Annotated in this window: 14 protein-coding genes and 2 tRNA genes; 8 read left to right on the top strand and 8 right to left on the bottom strand. The window is 68.6% G+C overall.

All coding sequences use genetic code 11. The features are described 5' to 3' along the window. Positions 1 to 30: 30 nt before the first annotated feature. On the bottom strand, positions 31 to 1,146 hold the full coding sequence (locus LX13_RS08030; RefSeq protein ID WP_253660818.1) for a D-alanine--D-alanine ligase family protein: 1,116 nt from the start codon (positions 1,144 to 1,146) through the stop codon (positions 31 to 33). Positions 1,147 to 1,200: 54 nt separating this feature from the next. Here LX13_RS08030 and LX13_RS08025 point away from each other — a divergent pair, with 54 nt between their 5' ends. From LX13_RS08025 to LX13_RS08015, 3 genes are read left to right on the top strand one after another with little or no spacing between them, the layout of a single operon-like run. Next, entirely contained in the window at positions 1,201 to 2,529 is a 1,329-nt protein-coding gene (locus tag LX13_RS08025; RefSeq protein WP_253660817.1) for a UDP-N-acetylmuramoyl-tripeptide--D-alanyl-D-alanine ligase, read from the top strand. Positions 2,530 to 2,531: 2 nt separating this feature from the next. Beyond that, a complete protein-coding gene (locus LX13_RS08020; protein WP_308214743.1) occupies positions 2,532 to 3,695 on the top strand; it encodes an acyltransferase family protein in 1,164 nt (387 codons plus the stop codon). After that, positions 3,692 to 4,936, top strand: coding sequence for a hypothetical protein (locus LX13_RS08015; RefSeq protein ID WP_253660815.1), 1,245 nt, complete (start codon positions 3,692 to 3,694; stop codon positions 4,934 to 4,936). Before LX13_RS08020 ends, LX13_RS08015 begins: the two co-directional genes overlap by 4 nt. A 160-nt stretch (positions 4,937 to 5,096) precedes the next feature. Here LX13_RS08015 and LX13_RS08010 read toward each other — a convergent pair whose 3' ends face one another. Together LX13_RS08010 and LX13_RS08005 are read right to left on the bottom strand one after the other, a co-directional pair. Beyond that, on the bottom strand, positions 5,097 to 6,500 hold the full coding sequence (locus LX13_RS08010) for an alpha/beta hydrolase (RefSeq protein WP_253660814.1): 1,404 nt from the start codon (positions 6,498 to 6,500) through the stop codon (positions 5,097 to 5,099). A gap of 135 nt (positions 6,501 to 6,635) precedes the next feature. Further along, positions 6,636 to 7,469: a helix-turn-helix domain-containing protein gene (locus LX13_RS08005; protein WP_253660813.1), complete on the bottom strand. Its 834-nt coding sequence runs from the start codon at positions 7,467 to 7,469 to the stop codon at positions 6,636 to 6,638. Positions 7,470 to 7,569: 100 nt separating this feature from the next. Between LX13_RS08005 and LX13_RS08000 the strand changes: the two genes are divergently transcribed. Continuing rightward, entirely contained in the window at positions 7,570 to 8,340 is a 771-nt protein-coding gene (locus tag LX13_RS08000) for an SDR family NAD(P)-dependent oxidoreductase (RefSeq protein ID WP_253660812.1), read from the top strand. Between the two features lie 13 nt (positions 8,341 to 8,353). Here the strand turns inward: LX13_RS08000 and LX13_RS07995 are convergent, their stop codons facing one another. Continuing rightward, positions 8,354 to 8,785: an acyl-CoA thioesterase gene (locus LX13_RS07995; RefSeq protein WP_308214719.1), complete on the bottom strand. Its 432-nt coding sequence runs from the start codon at positions 8,783 to 8,785 to the stop codon at positions 8,354 to 8,356. Between the two features lie 219 nt (positions 8,786 to 9,004). On the opposite strand from LX13_RS07995, the gene LX13_RS07990 reads away from it, so the two are divergent. Further along, positions 9,005 to 9,976 (top strand): alpha/beta hydrolase, encoded by a 972-nt coding sequence (locus LX13_RS07990; protein WP_372499895.1) that lies wholly within the window; start codon positions 9,005 to 9,007, stop codon positions 9,974 to 9,976. 4 nt (positions 9,977 to 9,980) lie between these two features. Here the strand turns inward: LX13_RS07990 and LX13_RS07985 are convergent, their stop codons facing one another. After that, positions 9,981 to 10,469 (bottom strand): MarR family winged helix-turn-helix transcriptional regulator, encoded by a 489-nt coding sequence (locus tag LX13_RS07985; protein WP_253660810.1) that lies wholly within the window; start codon positions 10,467 to 10,469, stop codon positions 9,981 to 9,983. A 116-nt stretch (positions 10,470 to 10,585) separates the two neighbouring features. Between LX13_RS07985 and LX13_RS07980 the strand changes: the two genes are divergently transcribed. After that, positions 10,586 to 11,533, top strand: coding sequence for an NADP-dependent oxidoreductase (locus LX13_RS07980; RefSeq protein ID WP_253660809.1), 948 nt, complete (start codon positions 10,586 to 10,588; stop codon positions 11,531 to 11,533). 4 nt (positions 11,534 to 11,537) lie between these two features. On the opposite strand, the gene LX13_RS07975 is transcribed toward LX13_RS07980, so the two are convergent. Together LX13_RS07975 and hisC are read right to left on the bottom strand one after the other, a co-directional pair. Further along, complete coding sequence (locus LX13_RS07975) at positions 11,538 to 11,795, bottom strand: hypothetical protein (RefSeq protein ID WP_253660808.1); 258 nt, start codon at positions 11,793 to 11,795, stop codon at positions 11,538 to 11,540. 4 nt (positions 11,796 to 11,799) lie between these two features. Then, positions 11,800 to 12,882, bottom strand: a complete 1,083-nt coding sequence (gene hisC / locus LX13_RS07970; RefSeq protein ID WP_253660807.1) for a histidinol-phosphate transaminase — start codon at positions 12,880 to 12,882, stop codon at positions 11,800 to 11,802. A gap of 102 nt (positions 12,883 to 12,984) precedes the next feature. Between hisC and LX13_RS07965 the strand changes: the two genes are divergently transcribed. Next, positions 12,985 to 13,076: transfer RNA gene (locus LX13_RS07965), tRNA-Ser, on the top strand. Between the two features lie 38 nt (positions 13,077 to 13,114). After that, positions 13,115 to 13,187, top strand: a tRNA-Arg gene (locus LX13_RS07960). Between the two features lie 85 nt (positions 13,188 to 13,272). On the opposite strand, the gene LX13_RS07955 is transcribed toward LX13_RS07960, so the two are convergent. Further along, complete coding sequence (locus LX13_RS07955) at positions 13,273 to 14,460, bottom strand: FAD-dependent monooxygenase (RefSeq protein ID WP_253660806.1); 1,188 nt, start codon at positions 14,458 to 14,460, stop codon at positions 13,273 to 13,275. Positions 14,461 to 14,538 lie beyond the last annotated feature (78 nt).

Genomic DNA, 14,538 nt, shown 5'->3' with positions numbered 1-14,538 from the left:
GACCTCATCGTGCCACCGCGGGGCCCGGGTTCACCGGTGGGTGGAGAACCCCGAGCGTCGACGGTGTCGTTCGACGGCCAGCCCGACGAGGCGATCGATCAGGTCGGTGTACTCGAGGCCGGTGGCCTCCCACATCTTCGGGTACATCGACGACGGGGTGAAGCCGGGAATGGTGTTCACCTCGTTGAGCAGCCAGCCGCGGCCGTCCTCCTCGTAGAAGAAGTCGACGCGCGCCATGCCCGAGCACCGCAGGGCGGTGAACGCGCGGGCGGCGAGTTCGCGGACCTCGGCGATCGCGTCGTCGGTCAGCTTCGCCGGGATCGACAGTGCCGCAGTTCCGTTGAGGTATTTGTCCTCGTAGTCGTAGAACTCTGCGCCGGGCAGGATCTCGCCGGGCAGCGACGTCTCGGGGACCTCGTTGCCCAGCACCGCCACCTCGATCTCCCGGCCGACGACCCCCTCCTCGATGACGATGACCTCGTCGAAGGTCAGGGCGAGGTCGATGGCGGCGACCAGTTCGTCGGCGTCGTGCGCCTTCGAGATACCGACCGACGATCCGAGGTTCGCGGGCTTGACGAAGACCGGCAGGCCCAGTTCGGCCAGTACCCGGTCGACGATGTCGGAGCGGGTGCCGATGCCGTCGCGGTACTCCAGCCAGCGGCACTGCGGGATACCCGCCTGCGCGGTCGCGACCTTCGCCATCGCCTTGTCCATGCAGAGCGCGGAGCCGAGCACTCCGCTGCCGACGTACGGGATGCCTGCGAGTTCCAACATCCCCTGGACCGTGCCGTCCTCACCGTGTGGCCCGTGCAGTAGCGGCAGCACCACGATCGGAGCGTCGGAGTCCGCGTCGCGGAGCAGGTTCAGTGCCTCGACCTCGGTGCCCGTCGTGCTCAGCGAGGAGGGAAGGGCGTGCGAGCCGGCGAGTGCGGCGATGGCGTCGTCGTTGCGGACCCACTGCCCGTCGTGGGTGATACCGATCGGGACGAGGTCGTATCGGCCGCGGTCGGCGGCGGCCAACACGTGTGCGGCGGAGACGCAGGAGACGTCGTGTTCAGCGGAGACGCCGCCGAACAGGACCACGAGACGGTGTCGGCCCAGGGGCTCGCCGGCAGATGAACCGCTCTCGGGGGCGGGAATCAGCATGGACCACACCCTACGGACCCCGTCCGTCGCTTGGCGAGGGAGTAGTTTCGGTGGGTGCATTTCTCAGCGAGCGAGGTGGCGGAAGCGACTGGCGGCCGTCTCACCGGCCCCGATGTCACCGTCGACGGCGCGAGCATCGACTCGCGGACCGTGGCGGCAGGACAACTGTTCGTCCCGATCGTCGCCGAACGCGACGGCCACGACTTCATCGACACGGCGGTGAACGCAGGCGCGTCGGCGTTCCTGACCGACCGTGCGGTCGACGCGGGCGCGTCGTCGATCCAGGTGGCCGACACCTCGTCGGCCCTCGCCGATCTCGGACGGGCGGCGCGGGCGCGGCTGACCGGCCCGGTCATCGGGGTCACCGGCTCGGTGGGCAAGACGTCGACCAAAGACCTCCTCGCCCAGGTGCTCTCGACGCAGCTGCGGACCGCGGCCAACGAGCGGTCGTTCAACAACGAGCTCGGTCTGCCGCTGACGCTGTTCGGCGCACCCGACGGCACCGAGGCGGTCGTCGTGGAGATGGGTGCACGCGGGGTCGGACACATCGCGACCCTCTGCGACATCGCCCACCCGACCATCGGCGTCGTCACCCGGGTCGACGGGGTCCACCTGGAGTTGTTCGGCAGCATCGCCGCGGTCGCGCAGGCCAAGGGCGAACTCGTCGAGTCGTTGCCCGCCGACGGACTGGCCGTTCTCAACGTCGACCAGGAAGCCGTCGCGGCGATGGCGTCACGCACCTCCGCACGGGTCATCGGCTACGGCCTGACCACGCCCGCCGACGTCCACGCCACCGACATCCGGTTGGATTCCGAACTCCGCCCGACGTTCACCCTGCACACCCCGTGGGGGTCGATCGAGGTGTCGATGGCCGCGCGCGGCCGCCATCAGGTGTCGAACGCGCTGGCCGCGACCGCGGTGGCCGGTGGCGTCGGCATCGACCTCGACAAGATCGCCGAGGGGCTGTCCGGTGCGGCCATCTCCGGTCTACGGATGGAGTTGTCGCGCACCGACTCCGGTGTCGCGGTGCTCAACGACTCGTACAACGCCAACCCCACGTCGATGAACGCGGCGCTCGACGCGCTGGTCGGGTTGTCGGACCGGCGTCGGGTCGCGGTGCTCGGGGTGATGGCCGAACTCGGTGACACCGCCCGCGCCGAACACCTCGCCATCAGTGAACGTGCCGCAGCACTCGGTGTGGACGTGATCGCTGTCGACGCAGCCGATTACGGGACGTCGGTCACCCACGTCCCCGACATCGACTCCGCGGTCGCGGCGCTGAGCGACCTGCGCGCCGGGGATGCCGTTCTCGTCAAGGGCAGTCGGGTCGCGGCACTCGAACGGGTCGCGGTCGCATTGCTCGCCGCACCGGGCGCCTCCTGAACATCGAGGACAGTCGGCCGGCCCCCACCCCGGGCCGACCGACCGGACGCGTCGACTCGCTGACCGGGATCCGAACGCTCGCAGCCTTTCTGGTGTGCGCGACGCACGCCGCGTTCTGGACGGGCAACTACACCGACGATCTCGCGGGCCGATTCTTCGCCCGCCTGGAGATCGGGGTCGCGATCTTCTTCGTCCTGTCGGGGTACCTGCTGTTCAAACCGTGGATGGCGTCGTTGGCCGCAGGCACCCGCCGCCCGTCGGTGCGGCGATACGCCGAGCACCGGGCGCGACGTATCCTGCCCGCCTACTGGGTGACGGTGCTCGCGGTCTACGCGATCTTCGCGTGGTGGCGCACCGACACCTCCGACCTGGGGCAGGGGTGGTCGGGGCTGCTGCGCAACCTGACGTTGACGCAGATCTACGGGTACGGCCACCTGCACTCGGGGCTCACCCAGATGTGGAGTCTCGCGGCCGAGGTCGGCTTCTACGTGGTGCTGCCCATCGCGGGATGGCTCATCGTCAGCGCGGTGTGTCGCGGTCGGTGGCGGCTGGACCTCGTCGTCATCTCGCTGGTGGTCCTGGGCTCGGTGTCGCCGCTGTGGGCGATCGTCACCCACACCGGCGACGGGCTCGACCCGACCGCACGGTTGTGGCCCCCGGCGTTCCTCACCTGGTTCGTCGGCGGCATGCTGCTGGCCGCGCTCGCGCAGACGCGGCTGCGCATCAACCCGTTGCTGTCGGTGCTGATCGCCGTGCTGGCGTTCCAGGTCAGCTGCACCTCGATCGCGGGGGAGCCGACGATCACGCCGCTGTCGGGTTCGGCCACCGTCATCAAGCTGCTGCTCTACCTGGTGGTGGCGCTGGGGCTGATCGCACCGCTGGTGCTCGGACCGGCCGGATCCTGGTGGGACCGACTGATGGGATCGCGTCCGATGGTCTGGCTCGGCGAGATCTCCTACGAGTTCTTCCTCGTCCACCTGATGGTCGTCGAACTGGTGATGGACCTGCTCGGGTACACGATCTTCACCGGGTCGATGGTCGGCGTGCTCATCGTCACCAGTGTGCTGAGCATCCCCGTGGCGTGGCTGCTGCACCGTCTGACCGCGGTGTTCTGGCGTCCGCGGACCACCGCTCCGAAACCCGAATCCGTACCATCGATCCCATGACCGACCCCGGTTTCCCCCACCCCGGAGCGCGACTGCCCGACCCCATGACGCCGTCCGAAATCGGTCGGTGGTGCGAGAAGTCGGTGATCCCGGGCGTGCAACCGGAACTGTCCGACGACGCCGCGGTGGTCATCGCGACCGGGCACCTGTCGGCTGCGGCCCGTCAGATCGTGATCCGCCGGATGTCGGCGGGGCTGCCCGTCCCGACATCGACGTCGATCAGCGGTCCCGGGGGATTCGGCGGACTCCGACGGCTCCAGCGCAGCATCGGGGCGATCGAGGCGCAGCTCGCGAACCCGATGTTGCCGTCGATGGTGTCCCCGGTCATCCGCTCCCGCCGCAACACCATGACCCGGCGGCTCGACGACGCCCGGAAGAACGTGATCACCGGCAAGGGGATCTTCGCCACCAGCATCCGCGGTATCCGACGTGAGCGCCGCGAGGGCGTGCACCTCGAGTTGATCGACCGCGAGCGCCTGTTCGTCGGGCTGACCTACACGCCGACGCCCAACGTCAACTCCGGCGGATACGTCCGCCGCGCCGGCAGCGCGGCCATCGACCGCGTCGCGGGTGCGGTCGGTGCCGCGGCCACGAAGGCAGGGCTCGACAAGGGGAACCGGTGGGTCAGCGAGATCCTCGGTGACCTCGAGGCGCCGTCTCCCAACGGCGACGCGAAGTTCGTCGACGGGTATGAGACCATCCTGTTCGCCGCGGGATCGTTCTACGACCGGATCGTGCGTTGTCCCGCATGGCATTCCGACCACTTCGACATCCAACGCACCGCCGTCGACCTCAACGCCGAACTCGCCGACATCGCTGCCGACGTGATCGCGTTGCGGACCATCCGCGTCGATCTCGACAACAGCCGTCGCGCTGCCGGTTTCGACGCCGACCTCAGTGACCACATCGCGAGCCGGGAGAGTTCGCTCCGTCCGGTGTGGACCGAACTGATCGACCGGGTGGCCGCGTTGGCGTCGGTGGCCGAGGTGGTCGAGTCGGCCGCCATCGAACTCCGGGTCATCGCCGAATTCGCCCACACGGCAACGATCGACGACCGCATCGACCGGTTGGTCGCGCGGTCGGGCGAGCGGGAGATCTCCGCCGACAACACCAAGCGGCTCACCGAGCAGGTCCGTGCCGGTGAGGACCAGTTGCGGATCTACCGGGATGTTCTGCAGGGCAACATCGCCCGCCTGTCCACCGGCGACGCCACCCTGCGCAGTCGACGCCTCCCCGAATAACCCGCCAGTTGGGCACGTAACTGCCGCAGTTGGGCACCAAACCTCGTTGTCTGGGCACCATTCCGCGTGCGGTCGACATCGTGTGCCCAGTGGATCCAATTACGTGCCCAACCGGCGTCGCTACGTGCCCAACCGCGGTGATTACGTGCCCAACTGGCGGTCAGGCACCGGGGACCCTGATGGTCGAGGCCAACCACGGCAGCGACACCGACAACGCCGACGTCGCGAACTGCCACGAGTGCTTACCCGGCTGGGTGTGTATCTGGCAGGCGATGCCGACGGTCTTGTTCTCCGCGCACAGCGTCTGCGCCGCCTGACCCTGATCGTCGGTGTCGGGTCCTTCGCCGCGACCACCGAGACCGGTGCCACTGCTCTGCGCCGAATGCTTCCAGCGGTGGCCGCCTCCACCGCCACCCGCGCCGCCGGGACGACGACTGCCCTGCGGATTGCCGCCGGTGTCGTCGTACCAGGCCGAGATCCCCTGGTATGGGCCGTGTTTATGCATGACGGTGGCCGGATCGAACGACGCTGCCGTGGCGGCGTTCCCGCCGTACAGGCGCGACAGGGTCTGCGCGGTGGTACCCGCCGTGGGTGCGGCGTCGCCGGCGATGTCGACGTAGCTCGAGAACAGGTCGGGGTGCATGACGGTGAGGTCGACCGAGCACGTGCCGCCCATCGACCACCCGACGATGCCCCAGTTCGCCGCGGCCGACGACGTGTGGAAATGCGAGATCACGTACGGGCGGACCTCGTCGGTCAGGTGATCGGCGACGTTGCCGCGCGACCCGTTGACGCATTCGGTGTCGTTGTTGAACGACCCGCCCGCGTCGACGAAGACCATCACCGGTGCCGAGCCGTGATGGGCGGCAGCGTAGGAGTCGACGGTGTGGATGGCGTCGCCGGTGCGGATCCAGTCGGCCGGGGTGTTGAACTCGCCGGCGATCATCATCACGACCGGCAGCCTCGGCGGGGTGGCACCGGCGAACCACGTCGGCGGCAGATAGACGTACTCGGTGCGATGGGCGAAGTGACTCGAGGTGTCCGGGGTCGTCACCGACACCAGGGCGCCGGTCGTCCGGGTGGTGTTCCGCATCGATGCGAGATGGTCGGCCGACACCTGGTCGGGCAGTGGGCCCGAGGTGATCTCACCCCATGCGGCCGACACAGTCGGGAAGTAACCGACCCACTGGTTGAGCACGATCCCGGTGGCCAGCAACGCGATCGGTACAACTGCGATGGCGACCCCTCGTCGCCACCACCGGGCGCTGCGCCAGCCGAACACGACCACCCCCAGCGCGCCCGCGGTCACGCCGACCCAGATCCACAGGCTGCGCGGCGCGGGATCGGTGGCCAGTCCCTGCGAGTCGAAGTAGAGGTGCACGAGGAACGCGCCGATGACGGCGACGGCAACCGACGCAGGCAGCCAGATCAGGCGCCAGCGCCGCGTCCGCCATCCGATCGCGACGACGAGCAACACCACGGCGACGATCTGCACGGTGAGCGGGAACCACCCGTCCAACAACGACACACCCTGGTGTTGAGACCAGCCCGCGGGCTGTGACATCGGAGGCACGAGGACCAGTGTGCATCGTCAAAGACGCTGTGCGGCTGAGAGTTTGCTGACAGTAGTCGGGGTCGGGCAATCCCGACGGTCGTTTGACGGGTTCGTCCGAGATGGCCAGTCGGGCCGACCGTGGGATCAGACCGAGATGGTCGAATCCGGATCCCAGCTCGCGAGGATCGGCAGCACCCGGGCCGTCGTCGAATCGGGCTCCACGGTGTAGACGATGAGGCTCTGGTCGGGATTGCCGGGGGTGCAGAGGAACTCGATGCCGAACTGCATCGTCCCCGCCGACGGGTGCTGGATGACCTTGATCGTGCGCTCGAACTCCAGGACCTCGTGGTCGTCCCACCACTGCGCGAACTGCGGTTCGGACACGCGCAGTTCCTCGATCAGCGCGGCCAGTACCGGATCATGCGGTCGGCGGGCGGCATCACGACGTAATCCGGCCACCGCAGCCGACGCGAACTGCGACCAGTTCACGATCCGCTCCCGCGCGATCGGATCGCGGAACAGATAGTGGTGCAGCGACGCCCCGGTCTCCATGGGCAGACTCAGCACCGCGCGGATGAGGGCGTTGCTGGCAAGGATCTCGCCCGCCCGTCCGAGGAGGATGACGGGGACGTGGTCGAGCGCCTGCATCACCTGCAGCAACCCCGGATCAGGCGCCTGCGCAACCGGATCCGGTGCCGTCGACGGCGCGGCGAGATCGTACAGGTACGCGGATTCGACCGCGTCGAGCCGCAACGCCCGAGCAAGAGCTCTCAGTACCTCCGGCGAGACGTTCGCCTGCCGACCCTGCTCGAGCTTGCTGTAGTAGTCGGGACTGACGCCGGCGAGCTGGGCCAACTCCTCGCGACGCAGACCCGGCACCCGACGTCGCCCGTATTCCGTCAACCCCACCGACGCGGGCGTGAGGCGGTCACGTCGATCCCGCAGAAAAGCGCTCAGCGCGGTGCGGTCCTGACCCATGACGCCAGGCTAGCCGCGTCGCCGACCACAAGCCTGGTCATGACAGACCTAGGTTGATCCTCTCCTGGTTGCCGATCGACGACCCGCATAGACAAAGGTCATGACAACTTCCAGCACACAGAGACTCGCCGGCCGAACGGCCGTCGTCACCGGATCGACCAGTGGGATCGGCGAGGCCATCGCCGTCACCCTCGCCGCCCACGGCGCGAGCGTCGTCGTCAGCGGCCGCGACCCCGACCGCGGGCACGCCGTAGTCGCCCGGATCCGTGAGACCGGCGGTACGGCGGCGTTCGTGCCGGTGGACCTCGCCGGCAGCTACACCGACATCCGGTCGTTCGCCGCCGCCGCGGCCTCGGAACTCGGCGGGTCCGTCGACATCCTCGTCAACAGCGCCGGCATCTACCCGGCCACCGCGACCGTGGATCTGGCCGACTCCGACCTCGACGCGATGCTGGCGGTGAACGTCCGCGCACCCCACGTGCTCGTCGGCGAACTCGCCCCTGTGATGGCGCAGCGGGGCATGGGCGCGATCGTCACCATCGGATCGTGGATGGCCGCGGTGGGCAGCCCGTTCGCCGCCATGTACACCGCGACCAAGGCGGCCGACGAGCAGCTGACCCGGAGCTGGGCCGCGGAATTCGGGCCGAGCGGGGTCCGGGTGAACTCGGTCGCGCCCGGCGTCACGTTGACACCCGGTAACGAGAGTGCACGCCCGATCCTCGACGCCATGACCGCGTCCACGCCCGCGGGCACGGTCGTCGATCCGCAGGACATCGCCGACGGCGTGCTGTTCCTGGTCTCCGACGAGGCGTCGAAGATCCACGGCATCACCCTCTACGTCGACGGCGGGATCAACGCCACGCGACTGTGACGGACAAGTCCGCTCAGCTGCGTGACCAGGCGGCGAGATGGGCCTTCTCGTCGGGGGAGAGGCGGCGCAGGGTGTGCTTCTCGATGTCGACGACGGCCATCTGTGTGGTCGCGACGCAGGCCGGCTTCGAGTCGGCGGGTGCCTGCGCGCCGCGGATCTCGTAGGAGATGGTGAAGTCGACCGACCGGAACGCGCTGACCCACATCCCGACGTGCAACGGGGTGTCGGAGTGGCGCAGCTGCGCCTGGTAGCGGATGGCGACGTTGACGATCATCGCGCTGGTGATCAGGGGCTGGTACTCCTCGCCCGCGCTGAGCAGCCACTGGATCCGCGCTTCCTCCATCAGGGTGACCATCCGGGCGTGGTTGATGTGCCCGAAGGCGTCCATGTCCGACCAGCGGACGGGGACATGGGCACTGAACGCAAAGCCGTCATCGGTGGTCACGCGGGGTTCTCCGTTGCTCGTCGGTGGCTCAATCGTTACGCAGCCGAGGCTCACGTTGCCTGATTTGGTCGGGGGTTCGGTCGCCGCGTCTCGGTACTCTGGACAGAGTCCGCAAAGTTTGCTGAATGCTGGGGGTATTTAGACATGCTGAACTCTCGTGTGAGAGCTCGCCCCGGCTTCGTCACGCGGTCGCGTCGCCGATCCGCTCGTCGACGGGTGATCCCGTCCTTGCTCGCGATCGGGATCGTCGCCTCGGCTGTCACCGTCGCCCCCCAGGCCACGGCTGCCCCCGCGCCGCCCGCGGTCGCGAAGCTCGACAAGGTCGTGAAGGTCAACAGCAGGCACCTCGACGTCACGGTCGATTCGCCGGCCATGCGCGGCAAGGTCACGGTCTCGGTGCTGCTGCCCCGCGACACGAACGTGAGCCGGTCGACGGTCTACATGCTCGACGGCGCGGGCGCGACCGGTCAGGTCAGCGACTGGCTCACCAAGGGCAACGCCGCGAAGTTCTTCACCGACAAGAACGTCAACGTCGTCCTGCCGTCGGGCGGGGCCGGGTCGTTCTACACCAACTGGCAGAAGAGGGATCCCAAGGTCGGGATGCCGCAGTGGGAGACGTTCCTCACCGAGGAGTTGCCACCGCTGATCGACAGCACCTACAACGGCAACGGCCGCAACGCGATCGTCGGACTGTCGATGGGCGGCCAGGCCGCGTTGGCGCTGACGTTCCGCCACCCGAACCTCTACACCGGCGCGGCCTCGCTCAGCGGCTGCCCGCCGGTCAGCGGTCTGCTCAACGAGGCCTACGTGCGGGCGACCGTGGCGAAGGAGGGCGGCGACGCAGACAACATGTGGGGACGGGTCGGCGGCCCCGACTGGGCCGCGCACGACCCGAGCCTGCATCTCGACAAGCTCCGCGGCAAGAACCTCTACATCTCCGCCGGCTCCGGCGCCATCGGGCCGTTGGACTTCACGACGCCGCTCGACCCGGGGATGTCGCGCCCGGCCACGCTCCTGGCCGCGTCCGGACTGGAGTCGGGTGCCTACCGCTGCTCGCTGGAGTTCGCGCTCACGCTGCGCGCCAACGGTGTCGCCGCCGACGTCAGCTTCCCGCTCATCGGCACCCACAGCTGGGCCTACTGGTCCCGCGACCTGCCGCTGCTGTGGCCGACGATCTCCCGGGGTCTGTAGCAGGTCAGCGTCGCCGGGCGGATCGGGGCGGTGCGGAACGCATGTGCTCGCGTACGGGCGACAGCAGGTCCGCGAGCACCCCGGCGTCCTCGCGGGACAGGGTCGCGAAGAGCTGCTTGCGGACGACATCTGTGTGGCCGGGCAGCACCGTTGCCAGCACCGCCCGCCCCGCATCGGTGACGGAGACCGTGACACCGCGCTCGTCGTCCACCGACGGTGCGCGGGTGATGAGTCCCGCCTTCTCGAGCAGACCGGCCTGATAGGTCAAGCCGCTGCGGCTGTAGACGACGCCGTCGGCGAGGTCGGTCATGCGTTCGCTGCCGGTCGGTGAGTCCAGGCCGAGTCGCGCCAGCAGTTGGAACTGCACGTAGCTCAGGTCGCCGGCCTCCCGCAGCTGCTGCTCGACCGCGTGCCGGAGTAGTCCGGCGACATCCATGAGGGCGAAGTAGGCGTTCAACTGCGCCGCGTCGAGGGGCTGGTGTGCATCGGTCATACCGCAACTCTATCCAGTGATTCACATTCGAAGCACTTGCTTCGAATGTGAAGCACTGCTACGTTCGGCAATGTGCTTCGAACTCGAAGTACATTGGACTCAGGAGAGGTACGACGATGAGAGCAGTGCGATTCCACGAGTACGGCGGTCCCGAGGTGCTTCGCGAGGAGGAGGTCGAGCGGCCGGAACCGGGTGCCGGTCAGGTCCGGATCCGGGTCGCCGGTACCGCCTTCAACAGCGTCGACGGCAACATCCGCGCCGGGTTCATGCAGGACCCGATGCCCCTGGCGCTTCCCCACATCCCGGGCGTGGATGTCGCGGGGACGGTCGATGCCCTCGGCGACGGGGTCGACGACCTCGCGGTCGGTGACCATGTCGTCGGGTTCCTACCGTTCGTCGACGACGGTGCGGCCGCAGAGTTCGTCCTCGCGCCGGCTGAGATCCTCGCGTCGGCGCCCACGACGATCCCACTCGCCGACGCCGCTGCCCTGCCGGTTGTCGGGCTCACCGCCTGGCAGGCGCTCTTCGACCACGCGGATCTGCAGTCGGGACAACGGATCCTGATCAACGGCGCCGGTGGCGCGGTGGGTGGCTACGCGGTGCAGCTGGCGAAATCGGCGGGTGCCCACGTCATCGCGACCGCCGGTCCGAAGAGCCGGGCGCGCGTCGAGGCGGCCGGTCCTGACGAGATCGTCGACCACACCACCACCGATGTGGTCGACGCGGTGACGCAACCGGTCGACGTCCTGCTCAACCTCGCGTCGATCGATCCCGACCGGTTCGCTGCCCTGGCCGAGCTCGTCGGAGAGGGTGGCGTCGTGGTCAACACGACGGTCTGGATGCCGGCACCGTCGGATGCGGATCGAGGCGTCCGGGGCATCGACCTCTACGTGCGCAGCGACGAAGAGCAGTTGGCCGAACTCGCTGCCCGCGTCGACCGCGGTGAGCTGACCGTGGATGTCGCCGAACGGGTTTCGCTGACCGAGTTGGCCGACGTCCACACCCGGGCGGCGCAGGGTGCGGTGTCGGGCAAGATCGTGGTCGTCGTCGACGCCTCGGAGTGAGGCCTCAGGCCCGGCGGCGTGAGCGTCGGGTGGCCACGAGGTACGCGATGACCCCGACGACCGGCAGCAGCCAGATGATCGCGACGGCGCGCCACCGGGTTCTGGTCGACGCGGTCGAACGCGTCATCAGGTCGATCGTGACGAAGGCGGCCATGGCGACCCAGGCGAGCACGACCGCGGCCAGGGCAAGCCACCCCGCGACCTCCATGTAGTGCGGGAACATGTTGCATCCCCGGGTGCGGGCGCACTCGCTGAAACCCATCGCCTCAGCGATGCCCGCCCGCCTTCACATCGGAGACCCAGCGCTCGGCGAACGCGAGGAAGACGTCGTTCTCGGCGGGCTCGGTGACCGTCACGCGGACACCGTCGCCTGCGAACGGTCGGATGACCACCTTGTGCTCGATCCCCGCGGCGGCGAAGTCGAGGGCATCGGCCCCGAGGTCGATCCACACGAAGTTGGCCTGCGATTCCGGCACCCGGTAGCCCAGCTCGGTCAGGCGGGCGGAGACCCGGGCGCGTTCGGCCACGATCGCCTCGGTCCGCGCGAGCAGCTCCGCGTCGGCGGCGAGACATGCGACCGCGGCGGCTTGGGCGAGGGTGTTGACGCTGAAGGGGACGTGGACCTTGCGCAGGGCCTCGATGACGGTCGGGTCGGCGATCGCGTACCCGACCCGCAGACCGGCCAGCCCATAGGCCTTGGAGAACGTCCGCAGCACGACGAGGTTCCGGTAGCGGCGATGCAGTTCGATCGCGTCGTAGCGCTGCTCGGCCGACGGGCGCAGGTACTCGATGTAGGCCTCGTCGAGGGCGACGACGACCTCGGGCGGCACGCGGTCGAGGAACGCGATGAGGTCGTCGGCGTCGACGACGGTCCCGGTGGGGTTGTTCGGGTTGCAGACGAAGATCAGGCGCGTCCGCTCGGTGATCGCGTCGGCCATCGCGGGCAGGTCGTAGGTGTGGTCGCCGGTCAACGGGATCTGGACCGGCGTCGCACCCACCACGCGGGTCGCGAGCGGGTAGGTCTCGAACGACCGCCATCCGAACAGGACCTCGTCACCGGGCGCGCTGGTGATCGCGATCAGGTTCTGACACAGACTCACCGACCCGCAGCCGGTCTGGATGTTGTCCGGGGTGACGCCGAGTCGCTTGGCCAACGCCTCGGTGAGCGCCACCATGGCGTTGTCGGGGTAGCGGTTGAGGCCGGCCGCGGCGTCGGCGATCGCGGCGGCGACGCTGGGCAGGGGACCGAAGGTGACCTCGTTGCTCGCCAGCTTCACCGCGCCCGGAAACGTCTTGCCGGGAACATAGGCGGGGAGGGTGGCCAGATCGGGTCGGATGCGCGGTGTCACACCGTCAAATCTAGGCGGGTGTCCTGCGGGTTACCAACCGGTTTGCTCCGTGCGACGCACGCTGTGTAACCTTTGCTCTCGGCAGTTCGTAAGGACTCCGCTGGAGGCGTGCCAGAGCGGCCGAATGGGATTCACTGCTAATGAATTGTCCCGCTAAAACGGGACCGGAGGTTCAAATCCTCTCGCCTCCGCCACGGCACCAGCGGCCGTACAACTGAACACGCACGACCACGCGCCCGTAGCTCAACGGATAGAGCACCTGACTACGGATCAGGAGGTTAGGGGTTCGAATCCCTTCGGGCGCACAACGAAGTCCCGCCGCATCTGCGGCGGGACTTCTCTGTTGTACGGCTGCGTCAGAACGGCAGACGCGCGTTCGTTCGACGATGGCTACGGCGCGGCGGCCATCGCCCGCTCGGCGACACGTTCGGCGTCGTGGGTGTTGATGTCGATGCCGGCCACGATCGCGCCGATCCGCTCGGCCTGATCGAGGGCCGAGAGTTCGGTGGAGCGGTAGGTACGACCCGCCTCACGGGCGCTGTCGCGGACCAGTGTGGTGCGGTCGCGGCGCAGACCCTCATAGACCCGCAACCGCGCCGGGATGTCGTCTGCGGCGCAATCGCGCAGGACCACGGCGAGCGTGGCGGCGTCCTCGATGGCCTGATTCGCGCCCTGACCCAGATGCGGCGTCACCGCGTGCGCGGAGTCGCCCAGGAGTGCGACGCGATCGGTCGACCACCGGTCGAGGGGCTCGCGGTCGTAGATGCCCCAGCGGAACGTGGTGTCCATCGTGGCGATGATGTCGAGGACCCGCTGATCCCACCCGGCGTAGGAGGCGGCGAGTTCGTCGACGTCGCCGGGGGCCGTCCACGACTCGACGACGTCGAGGTTGGTCGGCGCGAAGGCCACCACGTTCAGCAGCGAGCCGGCCGAGACGGGGTAGGCCAGGAAGCTGCGCTGCGGTCCGAGCCACATCGCGCACATGCTCATGTCGACGATGTGCTCGACACGCTCGGTGGGGATGAGTCCCCGGTAGGCCATGACGCCCTCACTGACCGGCTCTGCAGGCGTGCCCACCAGCCCCTGCAGCCGGGAGTGGATACCGTCGGCGCCGATCACCAGATCGGCCTCGACGATGCTGCCGTCGGCGAACTCCACCGTCACGCCGCTGTCGTGTTCGGTGACTGCGACGACCTTGTGGCCCAGCCGAAGCGCATCGGTCGGGAGTGCGTCGGAGAGCACCTGTTGGAACTCGCCGCGATGCAGGAACAGGGTGTGCGCGGGATCGCCGAAGGACAACTCGGACGGCTCGCCGGCGATCGGATCGCCCTGCCAGGTGCGGAACGCATACTGCGTGAACCTGCCTGCGACCGCGCGGAGCTGCTCCCCGAGCCCGAGTCGGGTCAGGATCCGAGAGCCGTTGGTGGCGATGGAGACCCCGGCGCCCAACGCCGTGAGCTCTGATGCCTGCTCGTAGACGACGGCGTCGATCCCTTCGGCACGCAGCGCGATGGCGGCGCTCAGTCCTCCGATGCCGGCTCCCACGACCGCCACGCGGAGTGTTCGATCCCGATTCACGATCCGACCTCCTCCTGGATGCATATCTGTACCGATCGGCACACCATTGACCGTAGGCGTACCGATCGATACATTCAA

The sequence above is a fragment of the Williamsia maris genome (assembly GCF_024171815.1).
Taxonomy (GTDB): Bacteria; Actinomycetota; Actinomycetes; order Mycobacteriales; family Mycobacteriaceae; genus Williamsia_A; species Williamsia_A maris.
This window is presented reverse-complemented; position numbering and strand designations above follow the sequence as displayed.

Excerpts from the sequence above, each read along its gene's own strand:
- LX13_RS08030 (WP_253660818.1), bottom strand. The coding sequence starts at position 1,146 with ATGCTGATTCCCGCCCCCGAGAGCGGTTCATCTGCCGGCGAGCCCCTG.
- LX13_RS08015 (WP_253660815.1), top strand. The coding sequence starts at position 3,692 with ATGACCGACCCCGGTTTCCCCCACCCCGGAGCGCGACTGCCCGACCCC.
- LX13_RS08010 (WP_253660814.1), bottom strand. The coding sequence starts at position 6,500 with ATGTCACAGCCCGCGGGCTGGTCTCAACACCAGGGTGTGTCGTTGTTG.
- LX13_RS08005 (WP_253660813.1), bottom strand. The coding sequence starts at position 7,469 with ATGGGTCAGGACCGCACCGCGCTGAGCGCTTTTCTGCGGGATCGACGT.
- LX13_RS08000 (WP_253660812.1), top strand. The coding sequence starts at position 7,570 with ATGACAACTTCCAGCACACAGAGACTCGCCGGCCGAACGGCCGTCGTC.
- LX13_RS07985 (WP_253660810.1), bottom strand. The coding sequence starts at position 10,469 with ATGACCGATGCACACCAGCCCCTCGACGCGGCGCAGTTGAACGCCTAC.
- LX13_RS07980 (WP_253660809.1), top strand. The coding sequence starts at position 10,586 with ATGAGAGCAGTGCGATTCCACGAGTACGGCGGTCCCGAGGTGCTTCGC.
- LX13_RS07975 (WP_253660808.1), bottom strand. The coding sequence starts at position 11,795 with ATGGGTTTCAGCGAGTGCGCCCGCACCCGGGGATGCAACATGTTCCCG.